Annotated in this window: 14 protein-coding genes; 13 read left to right on the top strand and 1 reads right to left on the bottom strand. The window is 74.1% G+C overall.

Annotated elements, in window-relative coordinates; genetic code table 11:
* Window positions 1-60: 60 nt before the first annotated feature.
* Window positions 61-1,053 (top strand): bifunctional riboflavin kinase/FAD synthetase, encoded by a 993-nt coding sequence (locus AS188_RS08395; protein ID WP_058858475.1) that lies wholly within the window; start codon window positions 61-63, stop codon window positions 1,051-1,053.
* A 40-nt stretch (window positions 1,054-1,093) separates the two neighbouring features.
* On the opposite strand, the gene AS188_RS08400 is transcribed toward AS188_RS08395, so the two are convergent.
* Entirely contained in the window at window positions 1,094-1,906 is an 813-nt protein-coding gene (locus AS188_RS08400; RefSeq protein WP_058859824.1) for an aldo/keto reductase, read from the bottom strand.
* Window positions 1,907-2,200: 294 nt separating this feature from the next.
* Here AS188_RS08400 and rpsO point away from each other — a divergent pair, with 294 nt between their 5' ends.
* The 12 genes from rpsO to AS188_RS08460 all read left to right on the top strand — a co-directional run bounded on the left by rpsO (window position 2,201) and on the right by AS188_RS08460 (window position 15,957).
* Window positions 2,201-2,470, top strand: a complete 270-nt coding sequence (rpsO, locus tag AS188_RS08405; RefSeq protein ID WP_058858476.1) for a 30S ribosomal protein S15 — start codon at window positions 2,201-2,203, stop codon at window positions 2,468-2,470.
* A gap of 257 nt (window positions 2,471-2,727) precedes the next feature.
* The gene (locus AS188_RS08410) at window positions 2,728-4,992 is read left to right on the top strand and encodes a polyribonucleotide nucleotidyltransferase (protein WP_058858477.1); all 2,265 of its coding nucleotides are present in this window, start codon (window positions 2,728-2,730) and stop codon (window positions 4,990-4,992) included.
* Window positions 4,993-5,083: 91 nt separating this feature from the next.
* Window positions 5,084-6,466 carry a M16 family metallopeptidase gene (locus AS188_RS08415; RefSeq protein ID WP_058858478.1) on the top strand — a complete coding sequence of 461 codons (1,383 nt, stop codon included), beginning with the start codon at window positions 5,084-5,086 and terminating at the stop codon, window positions 6,464-6,466.
* Window positions 6,467-6,589: 123 nt separating this feature from the next.
* Complete coding sequence (gene dapB / locus AS188_RS08420; RefSeq protein ID WP_058859825.1) at window positions 6,590-7,303, top strand: 4-hydroxy-tetrahydrodipicolinate reductase; 714 nt, start codon at window positions 6,590-6,592, stop codon at window positions 7,301-7,303.
* 4 nt (window positions 7,304-7,307) lie between these two features.
* The gene (locus AS188_RS08425; RefSeq protein ID WP_236944944.1) at window positions 7,308-7,946 is read left to right on the top strand and encodes a hypothetical protein; all 639 of its coding nucleotides are present in this window, start codon (window positions 7,308-7,310) and stop codon (window positions 7,944-7,946) included.
* Between the two features lie 87 nt (window positions 7,947-8,033).
* A complete protein-coding gene (gene dapA, locus AS188_RS08430) occupies window positions 8,034-8,990 on the top strand; it encodes a 4-hydroxy-tetrahydrodipicolinate synthase (RefSeq protein WP_083529352.1) in 957 nt (318 codons plus the stop codon).
* Window positions 8,991-9,004: 14 nt separating this feature from the next.
* Window positions 9,005-10,696, top strand: coding sequence for a ribonuclease J (locus tag AS188_RS08435; RefSeq protein ID WP_058858479.1), 1,692 nt, complete (start codon window positions 9,005-9,007; stop codon window positions 10,694-10,696).
* 81 nt (window positions 10,697-10,777) lie between these two features.
* Window positions 10,778-13,789 (top strand): FtsK/SpoIIIE family DNA translocase, encoded by a 3,012-nt coding sequence (locus tag AS188_RS08440; RefSeq protein WP_058858480.1) that lies wholly within the window; start codon window positions 10,778-10,780, stop codon window positions 13,787-13,789.
* A 36-nt stretch (window positions 13,790-13,825) separates the two neighbouring features.
* The gene (gene pgsA / locus AS188_RS08445; RefSeq protein WP_058858481.1) at window positions 13,826-14,440 is read left to right on the top strand and encodes a CDP-diacylglycerol--glycerol-3-phosphate 3-phosphatidyltransferase; all 615 of its coding nucleotides are present in this window, start codon (window positions 13,826-13,828) and stop codon (window positions 14,438-14,440) included.
* Window positions 14,437-14,979, top strand: a complete 543-nt coding sequence (locus AS188_RS08450) for a CinA family protein (protein WP_058858482.1) — start codon at window positions 14,437-14,439, stop codon at window positions 14,977-14,979. The genes pgsA and AS188_RS08450 overlap by 4 nt, the downstream gene beginning before the upstream one ends.
* A gap of 119 nt (window positions 14,980-15,098) precedes the next feature.
* Window positions 15,099-15,530 carry a helix-turn-helix domain-containing protein gene (locus AS188_RS08455; RefSeq protein WP_058858483.1) on the top strand — a complete coding sequence of 144 codons (432 nt, stop codon included), beginning with the start codon at window positions 15,099-15,101 and terminating at the stop codon, window positions 15,528-15,530.
* Between the two features lie 205 nt (window positions 15,531-15,735).
* On the top strand, window positions 15,736-15,957 hold the full coding sequence (locus AS188_RS08460; RefSeq protein ID WP_058858484.1) for a DUF3046 domain-containing protein: 222 nt from the start codon (window positions 15,736-15,738) through the stop codon (window positions 15,955-15,957).
* Window positions 15,958-16,027: the final 70 nt, after the last annotated feature.

A 16,027-nucleotide genomic window follows, 5' to 3' on the forward strand; every position in this document is an offset into this window, starting at 1 on the left:
CCGCGCCCGCCCGCACCGCCGGCCCCCACCGCCGCCCTGTCCGCCCCTGCGAGGAGAACCGTGTTCCGCTGGCGCAAGCTCACTGACGTCCCCCCGGGCACCGGCCCGTCCGTGGTCACCATCGGCAACTTCGACGGCGTCCACCGGGGGCACCAGCAGGTGATGCGCCGGCTCGTGGCCACCGCCCGCGAGCGCGGCTGGTCCTCCGTGGTCGTGACCTTCGACCCGCACCCCGCCCAGGTGCACCGGCCCGGGGCCCACCCCGGGCTGATCATGGGCACCGAGGACAAGCTCGACGCCCTGGAGGACACGGGCGTCGACGCGGTGCTCGTGCTGGAGTACACCCCGGAGCTGGCCGCGCAGACCACCGAGGAGTTCGTGCTCGGGGCCCTGGTCGGGCCCCTGGGCGCCCGGTGCCTGGTCGTCGGCTCCGACACCCGCCTGGGCCGGGACAACACCGGCAACGTCGACACGCTGCGGGCGCTGGGGCGGCGCCACGGCTTCGAGGTCGTCGTCGTCGACGACCTGCTCGACCCCGCCCCCGAGGCCGACGCGCACGCCCCGGAGGCCGTCGCCGGGCGGCGGTGCTCCTCCACGTGGATCCGCTCCTGCCTGCAGGCCGGCGACGTCCGGGCCGCGGCCCGGCTGCTCGGGCGCAACCACCGGGTGCGGGGCGAGGTCGTGCACGGGGCGGCCCGGGGCCGGGAGCTGGGCTACCCGACGGCGAACCTCGCCCCGGACGCGGTCGGGTTCGTCCCCGCCGACGGCGTCTACGCCGGGTGGCTCGTCGACGCCCACGGCACCCGGTGGCCCACGGCGATCTCCGTCGGGTCGAACCCGACCTTCGAGAACGTGCCCCGCCAGGTCGAGGCCCACGTGCTCGACCGCCCGGAGGAGCCGGTGGAGGACTTCGACCTCTACGGCCAGGAGGTCGCGGTGGAGTTCGTGGAGCGGCTGCGCGGGATGGTCGCCTACGAGGGCGTGGACCGGCTCGTGGCGCAGATGGACGACGACGTCGCCCGCGCCCGGCGGATCCTCGCCGCCGAGGCCTGAGCCGGCCCCGGGGCGGTGCCGCCGGGGGCCGGCCCCGGCCTCACATCTCCTCGTGCTCGTCCGGGTCGTAGCCGGAGGCGCTCAGGCCCGTGTGCAGCAGCCGCATCCGGTGCATCTGCTCCTCGTCCAGCTCCCAGTCGAGCACGTCGAGGTTCTCCGCCATCCGCTGCGGGTCCGAGGTCTTGGGGATCGGGACGGTGTGCGACTGCAGGTGCCAGCGCAGCACCACCTGCGCCGGGGTGCGCCCGGTCCGCCGGGCGATCCGCTCGATCCACGGGTGCTGCAGGATGTCCGTCTTGCGCCCCAGCGGCGACCACGCCTGGGTGATGATCCGGTGCTCCTCGTGGAAGGCCCGCAGCCGCTCCTGCTGGTACTGCGGGTGCAGCTCGACCTGGTTCACCGCCGGGGTCTCCCCGGTCTCCGCCACGAGCCGGCGGATGTGGGCGGGCGTGAAGTTCGACACCCCCACCGAGCGCACGAGGCCCTCGTCGCGCAGCCGCAGCATCGTCCGCCACGACTCGACGTAGCGGTCCACGGAGGGGTTGGGCCAGTGGATGAGGTAGAGGTCCGCGTGGTCGGTGCCCAGCCGCCGCAGCGACCCCTCGAGGGAGCGGCGCACCGAGTCCGTGCCGTGGTCGCGGCCCGGCAGCTTGGTGGTGACGAACACCTCCGAGCGCGGGACGCCCGAGGCGGCGATCCCGCGGCCCACGCCCGTCTCGTTGCCGTAGTTCACGGCCGTGTCCACCATCCGCCAGCCGCGCATCAGGGCCTCGGCGACGTCCGCCTCGGCCTGCGCGTCGTCCATGGGGTAGGTGCCCAGCCCGATCACCGGGATGCGCCGGCCGTCCCGCATCACGTGCGTGCGGTCCGCCGGGACCGTGCCCACCTGGTCTTTCGTGCTCACGCGCTGCTCCTCGCTGTGCTCGCCGTCAGTGCTGTCCCCACCCATCCTCGCCCATTCCCGGCCGATCGGGGACTCCCCGGCCCCGGCGCGCCCGGGCCGCGGCTGGGGTGCGGCGGGACCGTCCGCTAGACTGGACGGCGGTCCGACTGCAGTCCGTGGTTGTCGGACCCCCGGGCCCGCCCGGGACCCGGGGACGAACCCGCCGCCCGGGCCGCACGGTACTGACTCGAACGGAGTTATCACGTGGCACTCGACGCCGCCGTCAAGCAGCAGATCATCACGGAGTACGCGACCCACGAGGGCGACACCGGTTCGCCCGAGGTGCAGATCGCGGTGCTGACCCGACGGATCTCGGACCTCACCGAGCACCTGAAGCAGCACAAGCACGACCACCACACCCGCCGCGGCCTGATGGCCCTGGTCGGTCGCCGCCGCCGCATGCTGACCTACCTGCGCGACACCGACATCACGCGCTACCGCTCGCTCATCGAGCGGCTCGGCCTGCGCCGCTAGTCCGGTCCCGGCGGCGCCCTCCTCCCCGGGGGGCGCCGCCCGCCCGGCCCGCACCGGGCCGGGCGGCACTTGCAGGACCACCGAAGCACGATCCAGAACACCAGCACCCAGGAGGGGACCTCCGCGCGGACCACGTCGCGGTCCTCGGTAGTGATCTCCGGAACCCGGACGGCCCACGGCCGCCGGTGGTCCGTGGATCTCGATCGAAGACCGGGTGGCCGCGGGACGTCCCGCCGCACACGAAACGGAGGTGACCCGTGGAGGGTCCCGAGATCCAGTACGCCGAGGCCGTCATCGACAACGGCTCCTACGGGAAGCGCACCGTGCGCTTCGAGACCGGCCGGCTCGCCAAGCAGGCCGCCGGCGCCGCCCTCGTCACCATCGACGAGGACACCACCCTGCTCTCCGCCACCACGGTGGGCAAGTCCCCGCGCGAGGGCTTCGACTTCTTCCCCCTGACGGTGGACGTCGAGGAGCGCATGTACGCCGCCGGGCGCATCCCCGGCTCCTTCTTCCGCCGCGAGGGCCGCCCCTCCACGGACGCGATCCTCACCTGCCGGCTGATCGACCGCCCGCTGCGCCCCGCCTTCGGCAAGGGCATCCGCAACGAGGTCCAGGTCGTCGTCACGGTCCTGTCCATCAACCCGGACGAGATCTACAACACCGTGGCGATCAACGCCGCCTCGATGTCCACCTCGCTGTCCGGGATGCCCTTCCAGGGCCCCATCGGCGGCGTGCGCATGGCCCTGATGGCCGGCCCGGGCGGGACCCACCAGTGGGTGGCCTTCCCGAAGCACTCCCAGCTCGAGAACGCCGTGTTCGACATGGCCGTGGCCGGGCGCGTGGTGACCGGCGCCGACGGCACCGAGGACGTCGCGATCATGATGGTCGAGGCCGAGGCCACCGACAACTCCTGGGAGCTGATCAAGGCCGACGGCGCCGTGGCCCCCACCGAGGAGCTCGTGGCCGAGGGCCTCGAGGCCGCCAAGCCCTTCATCAAGGCCCTGTGCGACGCCCAGGCCGACCTCAAGGCGCGGGCCGCCCGGCCCGCCCTCGAGCTGCCCCGCTTCGGCGGCTTCGGCGACGACGTCCGCGACGCCGTGGCGCAGGCCGCCGGCACCCGGCTGGCGGAGGTCTACTCGATCGCCGGCAAGCAGGAGCGCGAGGCCGCCACCGACGAGCTGCACCACGCCGTGCTCGCCGAGCTCACCGGCGAGGGCAGGCCCTTCGCCGACCGCAAGGACGAGGTCAACGGCGCCTACCAGGCCCTGACCAAGCACACCGTGCGCCAGCGGATCCTCACCGAGCAGGTGCGCATCGACGGCCGCGGGCTGACGGACATCCGCCAGCTCACCGCCGAGGTCGAGGTCCTCCCGCGGGTGCACGGCTCGGCGATCTTCGAGCGCGGCGAGACCCAGATCATGGGCGTGACCACGCTGAACATGCTCAAGATGGAGCAGCAGATCGACTCGCTGTCCCCGGTGAAGACCAAGCGCTACGTCCACCACTACAACTTCCCGCCGTACTCCACCGGCGAGACCGGCCGCGTGGGCTCGCCCAAGCGCCGCGAGATCGGCCACGGCGCCCTGGCCGAGCGGGCCATCACCCCGGTGCTGCCCTCCCGCGAGGAGTTCCCCTACGCGATCCGCCAGGTCTCCGAGGCGCTGGGCTCCAACGGCTCCACGTCGATGGGCTCCGTGTGCGCCTCGACCCTGTCGCTGCTCAACGCCGGCGTGCCCCTGCGCGCCCCGGTCGCCGGCATCGCCATGGGCCTGGTCTCGGACGAGGTCGACGGCGAGACCCGCTACGCCGCCCTGACCGACATCCTCGGCGCCGAGGACGCCCTCGGCGACATGGACTTCAAGGTCGCCGGCACCGCCGAGTTCGTCACCGCCATCCAGCTCGACACCAAGCTCGACGGGATCCCCTCCTCCGTGCTGGACGCCGCGCTGACCCAGGCCCGCGAGGCCCGCCTGCACATCCTCGAGGTGATGACCGGCGCGATCAGCGAGCCCGACGAGATGAGCGAGTTCGCCCCGCGCGTGATCTCCGTGACCGTGCCCGTCTCCAAGATCGGCGAGGTCATCGGCCCCAAGGGCAAGATGATCAACCAGATCCAGGAGGACACCGGCACCGACATCTCCATCGAGGACGACGGCACCGTCTACATCGGCGCGACCGACGGCCCCTCCGCCGAGGCGGCCCGGGCGGCGATCAACGCGATCGCCAACCCGCAGGTCCCCGAGGTCGGCGAGCGCTACCTGGGCACCGTGGTCAAGACCACCGCCTTCGGCGCGTTCGTGTCGCTGACCCCGGGCAAGGACGGGCTGCTGCACATCTCGGAGCTGCGCAAGCTCAACGAGGGCAAGCGCGTCACCGACGTCGAGGACGTCCTCGGCGTGGGCCAGAAGGTCCAGGTGGAGATCACCAAGGTCGACGACCGCGGCAAGCTCTCCCTCGCCCCCGTCGTGGCCGAGGAGCCGGGGGAGGCCGCCGAGGCCGAGCCCGCCGACCAGGACTGAGCCCGCCCCGGGCACCCGCCCGGGCCGAGCCCACCACCGCAGCACCGCGCAGCCTCCGGCTGCCGGACGAGCACAGGAGCAGATCTCCCGCATGACGGCAGTCGAGCTGCCGCTGGAGGCGGGCGGCCGCGCCCCGGGGTCCACCCCCGGGCCGGGCGCCCGCCTCTCGGCGGTTCCCCCCACCGGATTCACCCACACCCTCCACGAGGGGGAGGGCGGCAGCGCCGTCCGGCGCACGGTGCTGCCGTGCGGGACCCGCGTGCTCACCGAGCGGATGCCCGGCCAGCGGGCGGTGACCGTCGGCTTCTGGGTGGGCGTGGGCTCGCGCGACGAGCAGCCCGGCCGCCTGGGCTCGACGCACTTCCTCGAGCACCTGCTGTTCAAGGGCACCGCCCGCCGCTCGGCCCTGCAGATCGCCGAGGCCTTCGACGAGGTCGGCGGGGAGTCCAACGCGGCCACCGCCAAGGAGCACACGTGCTACTACGCCCGCGTGCTCGCCGAGGACCTGCCGATGGCGGTCGACGTCATCACCGACATGGTCGCCTCCGCCGTGCTCGACCCCGAGGAGCTCGAGCGCGAGCGCGGGGTGATCCTGGAGGAGCTGGCGATGGACAAGGACGACCCCGAGGACGTCGCCTTCGAGGAGTTCACCCAGCGCGTGCTGGGGGAGCACCCGCTGGGCCGGCCCATCGGCGGGACCCCCGAGGAGATCCTCGCCGTGCCCCGCGACGCCGTCGTCGAGCACTACCGGCGCCACTACCGGCCCGAGGCCCTCGTGGTGACGGCGGCCGGCGGGCTCGAGCACGAGGTGGTCGTGGCGCTCGTGGCCGAGGCCCTCGAGCGCGCCGGCTGGGACCCCTCCCGCCCGGCCGCGCCCGTGCCCCGGCGCGAGCGCACCCCGGCGCTGCTGGCCCCGGCCTGGGGCGAGCACGTCCTGGACCGGCCCGTCGAGCAGGCCAACGTCGTCGTGGGCCGGCCCGGGATCGTCGCCGGCGACGACCGGCGCTTCGCGATGACCGTGCTCAACGCCGCCCTGGGCGGGGGGATGTCCTCCCGGCTGTTCCAGGAGATCCGGGAGCGGCGCGGACTGGCCTACAGCACCTTCTCCTTCTCCGGGGCCTACTCCGACGCGGGCTACTTCGGCATGTACGCCGGGTGCCTGCCCGCCCGCACGGGCGAGGTCGTGGCGCTGATGACGGGCGAGCTCGAGAAGCTCGCCGCGCACGGGCCGGCCCCCGAGGAGCTGCGCAAGGTCGTCGGCCAGCTCGGCGGCGGCACGGTCCTGGCGCTGGAGGACACCGGCTCGCGGATGTCGCGGCTGGGCTCGGCCGAGCTGAAGGCGGGGGAGTTCCTGGACCTCGACGAGTCGCTGCGGCGCGTGCGCGCCGTCACCGCCGAGCAGGTCCGCGAGCTCGCCGCCGAGCTGGCCGAGGGCCCCGTGGTCACCACCGTCGTGGCGCCGGCGCGCCCGTGAGCACCGTCTAGAGTGGGGACCATGACCGAGCGCACCGCACCCGTCCCGCCGCCCCCCGGACCCGCCGGCTCCCCGGAGGACCCCGCCGACCTGCGCGTGGCCGTGCTCGGCGCCCGCGGCCGGATGGGCAGCGAGGCCGTGCAGGCCGTGCGCCGCGCCGAGGGCCTGCAGCTGGTCGCGGAGCTCGGCTCGGAGGACTCCCTCGAGGCTCTCGTGGCCGCCGGCGCGCAGGTCGTCGTCGACCTCACCGTGCCCTCGGCCACCGAGGCCAACGTGCGCTTCGCCGTCGAGCACGGCATCCACGCCGTCGTGGGCACCACGGGCTGGGACGAGGAGTCCCTCGACCGGCTGCGCGCGCTGCTGGAGCGCCACCCCGGCACCGGCGTGCTGATCGCCCCCAACTTCTCCATCGGCGCGGTCCTGGCCATGCGCTTCTCCGCCCTCGCCGCCCGCTTCTTCGAGTCGGTCGAGATCGTCGAGCTGCACCACCCGGACAAGGTCGACGCCCCCTCGGGCACGGCCGCGCGCACCGCGGCCCTGGTCGGGCGCGCCCGCCGCGAGGCCGGGGTGGCCCCGTCCCCGGACGCCACCCAGCAGGACCCGCACGGGGCCCGCGGGGCCGTGGTCGAGGACGTGCACGTGCACTCGGTGCGGCTGCGCGGGCTGGTCGCCCACCAGGAGACCCTGCTCGGCGGCACCGGCGAGCAGCTGACGATCCGCCACGACTCCTTCGACCGGATCTCCTTCATGACCGGCGTGGTCCTCGCCGTGCGCGAGGTCGGCTCCCGTCCCGGGCTCACCCACGGGCTCGAGGGCTACCTCGACCTGGGGCTGTGACCCCGTGAGCTCGGTGCGCACCTGGGGCTGGGCCCTGCTCGCCGCCGCCCTGCTGACGCTGTGGCTGCTCCCGATCCCCGGCGGGTCCAAGCTGTGGCTGCTCGCGGTCCTGGCCTTCGCCGGGGTCTTCACGCTGCTCGAGGCCGGCGGCCGCGACCGCGTGCTCGCGGGCGCCATGGTCGCCCTGCTCGTGGTCTACCTGGGACTGAGCCTGCACCGGGCGGTGCTGCTGCTGGGCACCGGGGGCTGGATCGCCACCGGCTTCGGCCTGGCCCTGCTCGCCCTGCCCGCCGTCGGCGCGTGGGCGATGGTGCGCGAGATCGCCTTCGGCGTGCGCACCGAGCGCATGGCCCGCACCCTCGAGGCCGAGGGCGGGCTGCCCGCCGACGACCTGCCCCGCACCCCCGGCGGCCGCATCGAGCGCGGCGCCGCCGACGCCCGGTTCGCCGAGGAGCGGGCCCGCACCGAGGCCGCCCCGGGGGACTGGCGCAGCTGGTACCGGCTCTCCCTGGCCTACGCCGCCGCGGGGGACCGCACGCGCGCCCGCTCGGCGATGCGCGACGCCGTGGCCCTGTCCCGGGGCCGGCCCGCCCGCAACGTCGGGCCGGCCGGCCCGGCCGGCCCGGCCGGCCCGGAAGGCTGAGCCCGTGGCCCCCACCGCCACCCCCGCGGCGCCCGCCCGCCCCCGCCGCGGCGCGGGGGCCCGCGCCGAAGCGGTACGCTGGCACCCATGACTGCTTCACCGGAGACCCCGCGCACCGACCGCCCCGCGGCCGAGGACCGGCCCCTGTTCGGGACCCTGCTCACGGCCATGATCACCGTCTTCGCCGAGGACGGCTCCGTGGACCTCGACGGCACCGTCGGCGTCGCGCAGCAGCTGGTCGACGACGGCTGCGACGGGCTCGTGGTGTGCGGCACCACCGGGGAGTACTCCACGATGACCGACGAGGAGAACCTCTCGGTGTTCCGCGCCGTCAAGGACGCCCTCGGCGGGCGCGTGCCCCTGCTGGCCGGCACCGGCTCCAACGACACCGAGCACTCCCGCCACCTGTCCCGGGAGGCCGAGAAGATCGGCATGGACGGGCTGCTCATCGTCACCCCGTACTACAACAAGCCCACCCAGGCCGGGGTGGAGGCCCACTTCCGCAGCCTCGCGGACTCCGTGGACCTGCCCATCATGCTCTACGACATCCCCGGCCGCACCGGCATCCCCCTCGAGCCGGAGACCCTGATCTCCCTGGCCGCCCACCCCAACATCGTGGCCGTCAAGGACGCCAAGGCGGACCTGTTCGCCGCGACCCGGGTGCTGGCCGAGACCGACCTGCTCTACTACTCCGGCGACGACGGCCTGACCCTGCCCTGGATGGCGATCGGCGCCGCCGGGCTGATCGGCGTCACCACGCACGTGGCCACCGCCCGCTACCGCGAGCTCGTCGACGCGGTGCGCGCCGGCGACCTGGCGACCGCCCGCCGGATCAACTTCGAGCTCGAGCCCGTGGTCCGCGCGACCATGACCCGGGCCCCCGGCGCCGTGGCCGCCAAGACGATCCTCACGTGGCAGGGCCGCCTGCCGCACCCCACCGTGCGCCTGCCGCACGTGCCCCTCACGCCGGCCGAGGCCGCCCTGGTCCGCGCGGACCTCGAGGGCTCCGTCCTCGCCGGCACCCTTCTCGAGACCATCGACTGAACGAAAGGGGTCTCATGACCCGATTCACCGCCGACCTCTCCGCGCCCCCCGCGCTCGGCAAGGACGTCCTGCGCGTCGTCCCGCTGGGCGGGCTGGGCGAGGTGGGGCGGAACATGACCGTGTTCGAGATCAACGGGCAGCTGCTCGTGGTCGACTGCGGCGTCCTCTTCCCCGAGGAGACCCAGCCCGGCGTCGACCTGATCCTGCCCGACCTCAACCACATCGTCGACCGGCTCGACGACGTCGTGGCCGTGGTCCTGACCCACGGCCACGAGGACCACATCGGCGCGGTGCCGTACCTGCTCAAGCGCCGCCCCGACATCCCCGTGATCGGTTCCCAGCTGACCCTCGCGCTGATCGAGGCGAAGCTGCAGGAGCACCGCATCAAGCCCTACACCATGGCGGTGCGCGAGGGGCAGGTGGAGCACCTGGGCGAGTTCGAGTGCGAGTTCGTCGCCGTGAACCACTCCATCCCGGACGCCCTGGCCGTGTTCCTGCGCACGAAGGCCGGCACGGTGCTGCACACCGGCGACTTCAAGATGGACCAGCTGCCCCTGGACGGGCGGATCACGGACCTGCGCCACTTCGCCCGGCTGGGCGAGGAGGGCGTGGACCTGTTCCTCACCGACTCCACCAACGCCGAGGTCCCCGGCTTCACCCCCACGGAGAAGCACATCGGCCCGGTGCTCGCCGACGTCATCGGCCGCGCCCCCAAGCGCGTGGTCGTGGCCTCGTTCTCCTCGCACGTCCACCGCGTGCAGCAGGTCCTCGACGCCGCCGCCGAGCACGGGCGCAAGGTCGTGTTCATGGGCCGGTCGATGATCCGCAACATGACCATCGCCGAGAAGCTGGGCTACCTCGAGGTCCCGCCGAACACCCTGATCGACCAGAAGCGCCTCGACGACCACCCCGACTCCAAGGTCGTCATCATGTGCACCGGCTCCCAGGGCGAGCCGATGGCCGCCCTGTCCCGGATGGCCAACGGCGACCACAAGGTCCAGCTCGACGAGGGCGACACCGTGATCCTCGCGTCGTCGCTGATCCCCGGCAACGAGAACTCCGTGTTCCGGATCATCAACGGGCTCATGCGCCTGGGCGCCCACGTCGTGCACAAGAGCAACGCCAAGGTGCACGTCTCCGGCCACGCCGCCGCCGGCGAGCTGCTGTACTGCTACAACATCGTCGAGCCCGAGTACGTCATGCCCGTCCACGGCGAGGTGCGCCACCTGATCGCCAACGGCAAGCTGGCCGAGGAGACCGGTGTGCCCACCGACCACGTGCTGTACGCGGTCAACGGCACCGTCGTCGACATGGCCGGCGGGCAGGTCCGGGTCACCGGGCAGGTCGAGTGCGGCGACGTCTACGTGGACGGCTCCTCGGTGGGGGAGATCACCGACGCCGACCTCAAGGACCGGCTGATCCTCTCGGAGGAGGGGTTCATCTCCGTCATCACGGTCGTCAACCGGGACACCGGCAAGGTCGTCACCGGCCCCGACGTCCACGCCCGCGGCGTGGCCGAGGACGACCGGGTCTTCGACGACATCAAGGTCAAGATCGCCGCGGCCCTCGAGGACGCGCTCTCCCACACCGGCAAGAACCACACGACCCAGCAGCTCCAGCAGGTGGTGCGCCGCACGATCGGGGCCTGGGTCTCCCGCAAGCTGCGGCGCAAGCCGATGATCGTGCCCGTCGTCATCGAGGTCTGAGCCCTCCGGCGGCCGGCGCCGGCCCCCTCCCGTCCGCGGTGCGACCCGGACGGGAGGGGGCCGTGGTCTACCCTGGGAGGCATGGCGACCCGTACTTCCCCCGCCCGCAAGGGCACCTCGACGTCGCGCGGCAAGAGCTCCTCCTCGTCCGCCCGCTCGACGGGGTCCTCCCGCGGCCCCGCCCGCTCCTCGCGGGCCCGCGGCTCCGCCGCGCGCACCCCGGCCCCCGCGCCGGGATCGGGCCCGGCGCGCGCGCTGGGCGCCGCCGTGCTGTGGTGCGCGCGCGTGGTCGCCGGGGCCTGGAACGGCGTGGCCCGCCTCGTGGGCGGGGCCGTGCGGCGGATGGGCACGCCCCGCACCGGGGTGCCCGCCGAGCGCACGCGCGACGGCGGGGCGCTGCTGCTGCTGCTGCTCGGGCTGCTCGTGGCCGCCGTCGAGTGGTGGAACCTGCGCGGGGCCGGCGCGGCGTGGCTGTCCGTGCCCGCCGAGACGGTCCACGCCGTGGCCGCCGGCAGCTTCGGCTGGACCGCCGTGCTCCTGCCCCTGCCGCTGACGGGCTTCGCCCTGCGCCGCTTCCGCCACCCGGAGGAGACCGCGGCGAACAACCGGATCGCGATCGGCCTCGCCGCCGCGGTCGTCGCCTGCGCCGGGCTGTCGCACCTGCTGGGCGGGCGCCCGCCGATGAGCCGCGGCCACGAGGCGATCAGCGCCGCCGGCGGCACCGTCGGCTTCCTGGCGGCCGACCCCCTCAGCGCCCTCGTCACCCCGTTCGGGGCCGGCGCCGTGTTCGCGGCCGTGCTGGGGCTGTCCGTGCTGGTGGTCACCGCGACGCCCGTGAACCTCATCGTGCCGCGGCTCAAGCAGGCCTACTGGCGCCTGATGGGCCAGGACGGGCCCGTCTCCGCCACCGACCTCGCCGCCGACGCCCACGACCGCTCCTACCTCGAGCGCCACCACGGCGCCCCCGAGCCCACCCGCCGGCAGAAGCGCCGCGAGCGCAGGAAGGAGGCCGAGGCCGAGCGGCAGCGCGCCCTGGACGGCTACCGCGGCGACGAGGCCTTCGAGCGCGCCGTCGTCGAGGACGGCCAGGCCGTCGACGAGCAGGGCCGCACCCGCGTCTTCGACGTCGACTCCGGGGACCGCCCGGCCGCCGGGCCCCGGGCCCGGAAGGCGGCCGCGGCCGCCGGCGCCGGCCCGGCCGGGACGGACGAGCCCGGGCTGCGCCCGGGGGAGAAGCGCCCGACCCGCGACGAGCTCGCCGCCCAGCAGCTGCGCCGCTACCAGGGCCTCGGGACGGGCGGGGAGCCCACCGGGGCGCCCGGGGCGACCGCGCAGGACACCGCCGCGGGCTCGGGCTCACCGGCCCTCGAGGACGTCGCCGCGCCCGCCGCCCCCTCGACCGGGTCGACGGCCGTCACCGCCCGCACCCACACCCCCGAGGCCCCGATCCCGGCCCGCTCCGAGCAGCTGCAGCTGGACGGGGACGTCGCCTACTCCCTGCCCGCCGCCGCGTCCCTCGTGCAGGGCCCGCCGGCCAAGGAGCGCTCCGAGGCCAACGACGCCGTCGTCGCGGCGCTGACCAGCGTCCTGGAGCAGTTCAACGTCGACGCCGAGGTCACCGGCTTCTCCCGCGGCCCCACGGTCACCCGGTACGAGATCGAGCTGGGCTCCGGCACCAAGGTCGAGCGCGTCACCGCGCTGTCGAAGAACATCGCCTACGCGGTGGCCTCCGCCGACGTGCGGATCCTCTCGCCGATCCCCGGCAAGTCCGCGATCGGCATCGAGATCCCCAACACCGACCGCGAGACGGTCTCCCTGGGCGACGTCCTGCGCTCGCACAACGCCCGCAAGACCGACCACCCGATGGTCATGGGCGTGGGCAAGGACGTCGAGGGCGGCTACGTCGTGGCCAACCTCGCGAAGATGCCGCACCTGCTCGTCGCCGGCGCCACCGGCGCCGGCAAGTCCAGCTTCGTGAACTCCATGATCGTCTCGCTGCTGATGCGCGCGACCCCGGACGAGGTCCGGATGGTCATGGTCGACCCGAAGCGCGTGGAGCTGACCGCCTACGAGGGCGTCCCGCACCTGATCACCCCGATCATCACGAACCCCAAGAAGGCCGCCGAGGCCCTGCAGTGGGTCGTGCGGGAGATGGACGCCCGCTACGACGACCTCTCGCACTACGGCTACAAGCACATCGACGACTTCAACAAGGCCGTGCGCAACGGCAAGGTCCAGCCCGAGCCCGGCTCGAAGCGGGTGATCCGGCCCTACCCGTACCTGCTCGTGATCGTCGACGAGCTGGCCGACCTCATGATGGTCGCCCCGCGCGACGTCGAGGACGCGATCGTGCGCATCACCCAGCTGGCGCGCGCGGCCGGGATCCATCTGGTGCTCGCGACCCAGCGCCCCTCGGTCGACGTCGTCACCGGCTTGATCAAGGCGAACGTGCCCTCCCGCATGGCCTTCGCGACGTCCTCGGTCACGGACTCCCGCGTGGTCCTGGACCAGCCGGGGGCCGAGAAGCTCATCGGGCAGGGCGACGCCCTGTTCCTGCCCATGGGCGCCTCCAAGCCGATGCGCGTGCAGGGCGCCTGGGTCTCCGAGTCGGAGATCCACGAGGTCGTCGACCACGTCAAGGGCCAGATGGCCGCCCGCTACCGCGACGACGTGGTGCAGGAGGCGCCGAAGAAGACCATCGACGAGGACATCGGCGACGACCTCGACGTGCTGCTGCAGGCCACCGAGCTCGTGGTCACCACCCAGTTCGGCTCCACCTCGATGCTCCAGCGCAAGCTGCGCGTGGGCTTCGCCAAGGCGGGGCGGCTGATGGACCTGCTCGAGTCCCGCGGCGTCGTCGGGCCCTCGGAGGGCTCCAAGGCCCGCGACGTGCTCGTCAAGCCCGACGACCTCGCCGCGACGCTCGCGGTGATCCGCGGCGAGGAGCCGCCCGCGCCCGCCGCCCCGCCCGGCGGGTCCGTGGACTACGGCGAGGACCCCGTCGAGGCCTCCCTCGCCCAGCCCGCCCCGGAGTACCACGACGGCGCCGACGCCGAGGGCTCCGAGGACGCCTGGCAGCTCACCGGCCGCTGAGCCCCGACCCGACGACGACCCAGGAAGGCGGCCCCGATGAGCCCCGCGCAGGACCAGCACCGGCCCTCCAACCTCAACCTGCCCAACTCGCTGACCGCCCTGCGGATCCTGCTCGTGCCCCTGTTCGTGTGGTTCCTGTGGGCCGGCGGGCCCTGGGGCGAGGACGCGCTGGGCATGCGGTGGGCCGCCTTCGCGGTGTTCGCCGCCGCCATGATCACCGACAAGCTCGACGGCGACATCGCCCGGGCCCGCGGGCTGATCACCTCGTTCGGCAAGATCGCCGACCCCATCGCGGACAAGCTGCTCACCGGCGCCGCGTTCGTGGTGCTGTCGATGCTGGGGGAGCTGTGGTGGTGGGTCACCGTCGTGATCCTCGTGCGCGAGTGGGGGATCACCGTGCTGCGCTTCGTCGTGATCCGCTACGGGGTGATGGCCGCGTCCAGGGGCGGGAAGCTCAAGACCGTCCTGCAGACCGTCGCCCTCCTCCTCCTGCTGCTGCCGCTCGTGCCCCTGGTCGGCGGCTGGTGGCCCTGGCTGGGCTGGACCGCGATGGCCGCCGCGCTCGTGGTCACGGTCGTCACCGGCGTCGACTACGTGGTCAAGGCCCTGCAGCTGCGCCGCGACGCCCTCGCCGGCCGGGGGACACCGTGACCGGCCCCGCCCGGCCGGACACCCCGGCCGGGGCGCTGGTGGCCGAGGCGGTGCGGCAGGGGCTGACCCTGGCCACCGCCGAGTCCCTCACGGGCGGGGCCCTCGCCGCCGCCGTGGTCGACGTCCCCGGGGCCTCCGCGTGCTTCGAGGGCGCAATCGTCTCGTACTCGAACCGCGTCAAGGCCCGGGTCCTCGGCGTCCCGGCCGAGCTCCTCGCCGCCCGCGGGTCCGTGGACCCCGAGGTCGCCACCGCCATGGCCGAGGGGGTCCGCCGACGCCTGGGCACGGACTGGGGCGTGTCCACCACGGGCGTCGCCGGCCCCGAGCCCCACGACGGCCGCCCCGTGGGCACCGTCTACGTCGGTCTCGCCGGCCCGGGCGGGCGGTCGGTGCACGAGCTGCGCCTGTCCGGGGACCGCGCCGCGATCCGCGCGGCCACCGTCGCCCGGGCCCTGCGCCTGCTGACCGGTGCCCTCACAGCCAACTCCAAGGAAAAAAGCCGGCCAGGGGGGGAAGAATGGAACCATCAGCGGGGTTAGCAACCAGTGCAGGCCCGCGTCGGGCCGGACGGAGCAGCGCCGGGTGCCGGTCGCGACCGGCGGAGGCTCCGGACCAGGCGGCGGGCACGTCGCAGAGCACGAGGAGACAAGCGATTCAGATGACGAAGCAGCCCGTGTCCGTCAATGGCGTCGTCCGTTGGATGGACGTGGGAGCGGACCACGACGACCGGACCGAGACGAAGGACATGAAGATGGGTGTGTTGCGCCAGGAGATCGGCGAGGTGCTGCGCAGCGTGCGCCAGCGGCAGGGACGCACCCTGCGCGAGGTCTCCCACAGCGCCCGCGTCTCCCTCGGCTACCTCAGCGAGGTCGAGCGCGGGCAGAAGGAGGCGTCCTCCGAGCTGCTCGCCTCGATCTGCGCCGCTCTGGACATCCCCCTGTCCCAGATGCTGCGGGAGGTCGCGGACCGCCTCGCCCACGCCGAGGGCCTGCTGGTCCCCGACACGGTCCCCAGCGACCTCACCGAGCAGTACTCGCGGGAGTTCGGCCGGGTCAGCGGCGGCGAGGCCGCCGCGGCCGGCGCCCGCTGATCCCGGGGACGGCGGCGCCGTCCCGCCCACCGTGCCGCAGGGCCCGCCGGTCGCAGGACCGGCGGGCCCTGCGCCGTCCGCGGCACCGACCCGTGACCCCGTCCCGTGGCACCATCGGGAACGGCCGTTCCCCACGCACCATCGGGAACGGCCGTTCCCCACGCACCATCGGGAACGGCCGTTCCCCACGACGAAGGAGTCCCCCGTGCGCCTGAGCAGCTTCTGGCAGCTGATGGCCGACGAGTTCGGCCCGGGCTACAGCAAGGTCCTCGCCCGCGACCTCGTGCTCGGCGAACTGGGCCAGCGCAGCGCCGCCGAGGCCCTCGAGGACGGCGTGGACCCCAAGGAGGTCTGGTTCGCCGTCTGCCGCGCCCAGGACGTCCCCGAGGCCCGGTGGTGGGGCGAGGACCGGCCGCCCCGCGGCTGAGGCCCCGGCGCGGCCGTGGACCCGCGCGCCGTTCGAAGGTATATTCGATCCTGCGGTGCGGGAGCCCGCG

The sequence above is a fragment of the Kocuria flava genome, from assembly GCF_001482365.1.
GTDB lineage: Bacteria > Actinomycetota > Actinomycetes > Actinomycetales > Micrococcaceae > Kocuria > Kocuria flava.

Excerpts from the sequence above, each read along its gene's own strand:
- AS188_RS08400 (WP_058859824.1), bottom strand. The coding sequence starts at position 1,906 with ATGCGGGACGGCCGGCGCATCCCGGTGATCGGGCTGGGCACCTACCCC.
- AS188_RS08415 (WP_058858478.1), top strand. The coding sequence starts at position 5,084 with ATGACGGCAGTCGAGCTGCCGCTGGAGGCGGGCGGCCGCGCCCCGGGG.
- dapB (WP_058859825.1), top strand. The coding sequence starts at position 6,590 with ATGGGCAGCGAGGCCGTGCAGGCCGTGCGCCGCGCCGAGGGCCTGCAG.
- dapA (WP_083529352.1), top strand. The coding sequence starts at position 8,034 with ATGACTGCTTCACCGGAGACCCCGCGCACCGACCGCCCCGCGGCCGAG.
- AS188_RS08435 (WP_058858479.1), top strand. The coding sequence starts at position 9,005 with ATGACCCGATTCACCGCCGACCTCTCCGCGCCCCCCGCGCTCGGCAAG.
- AS188_RS08440 (WP_058858480.1), top strand. The coding sequence starts at position 10,778 with ATGGCGACCCGTACTTCCCCCGCCCGCAAGGGCACCTCGACGTCGCGC.
- pgsA (WP_058858481.1), top strand. The coding sequence starts at position 13,826 with ATGAGCCCCGCGCAGGACCAGCACCGGCCCTCCAACCTCAACCTGCCC.
- AS188_RS08455 (WP_058858483.1), top strand. The coding sequence starts at position 15,099 with ATGACGAAGCAGCCCGTGTCCGTCAATGGCGTCGTCCGTTGGATGGAC.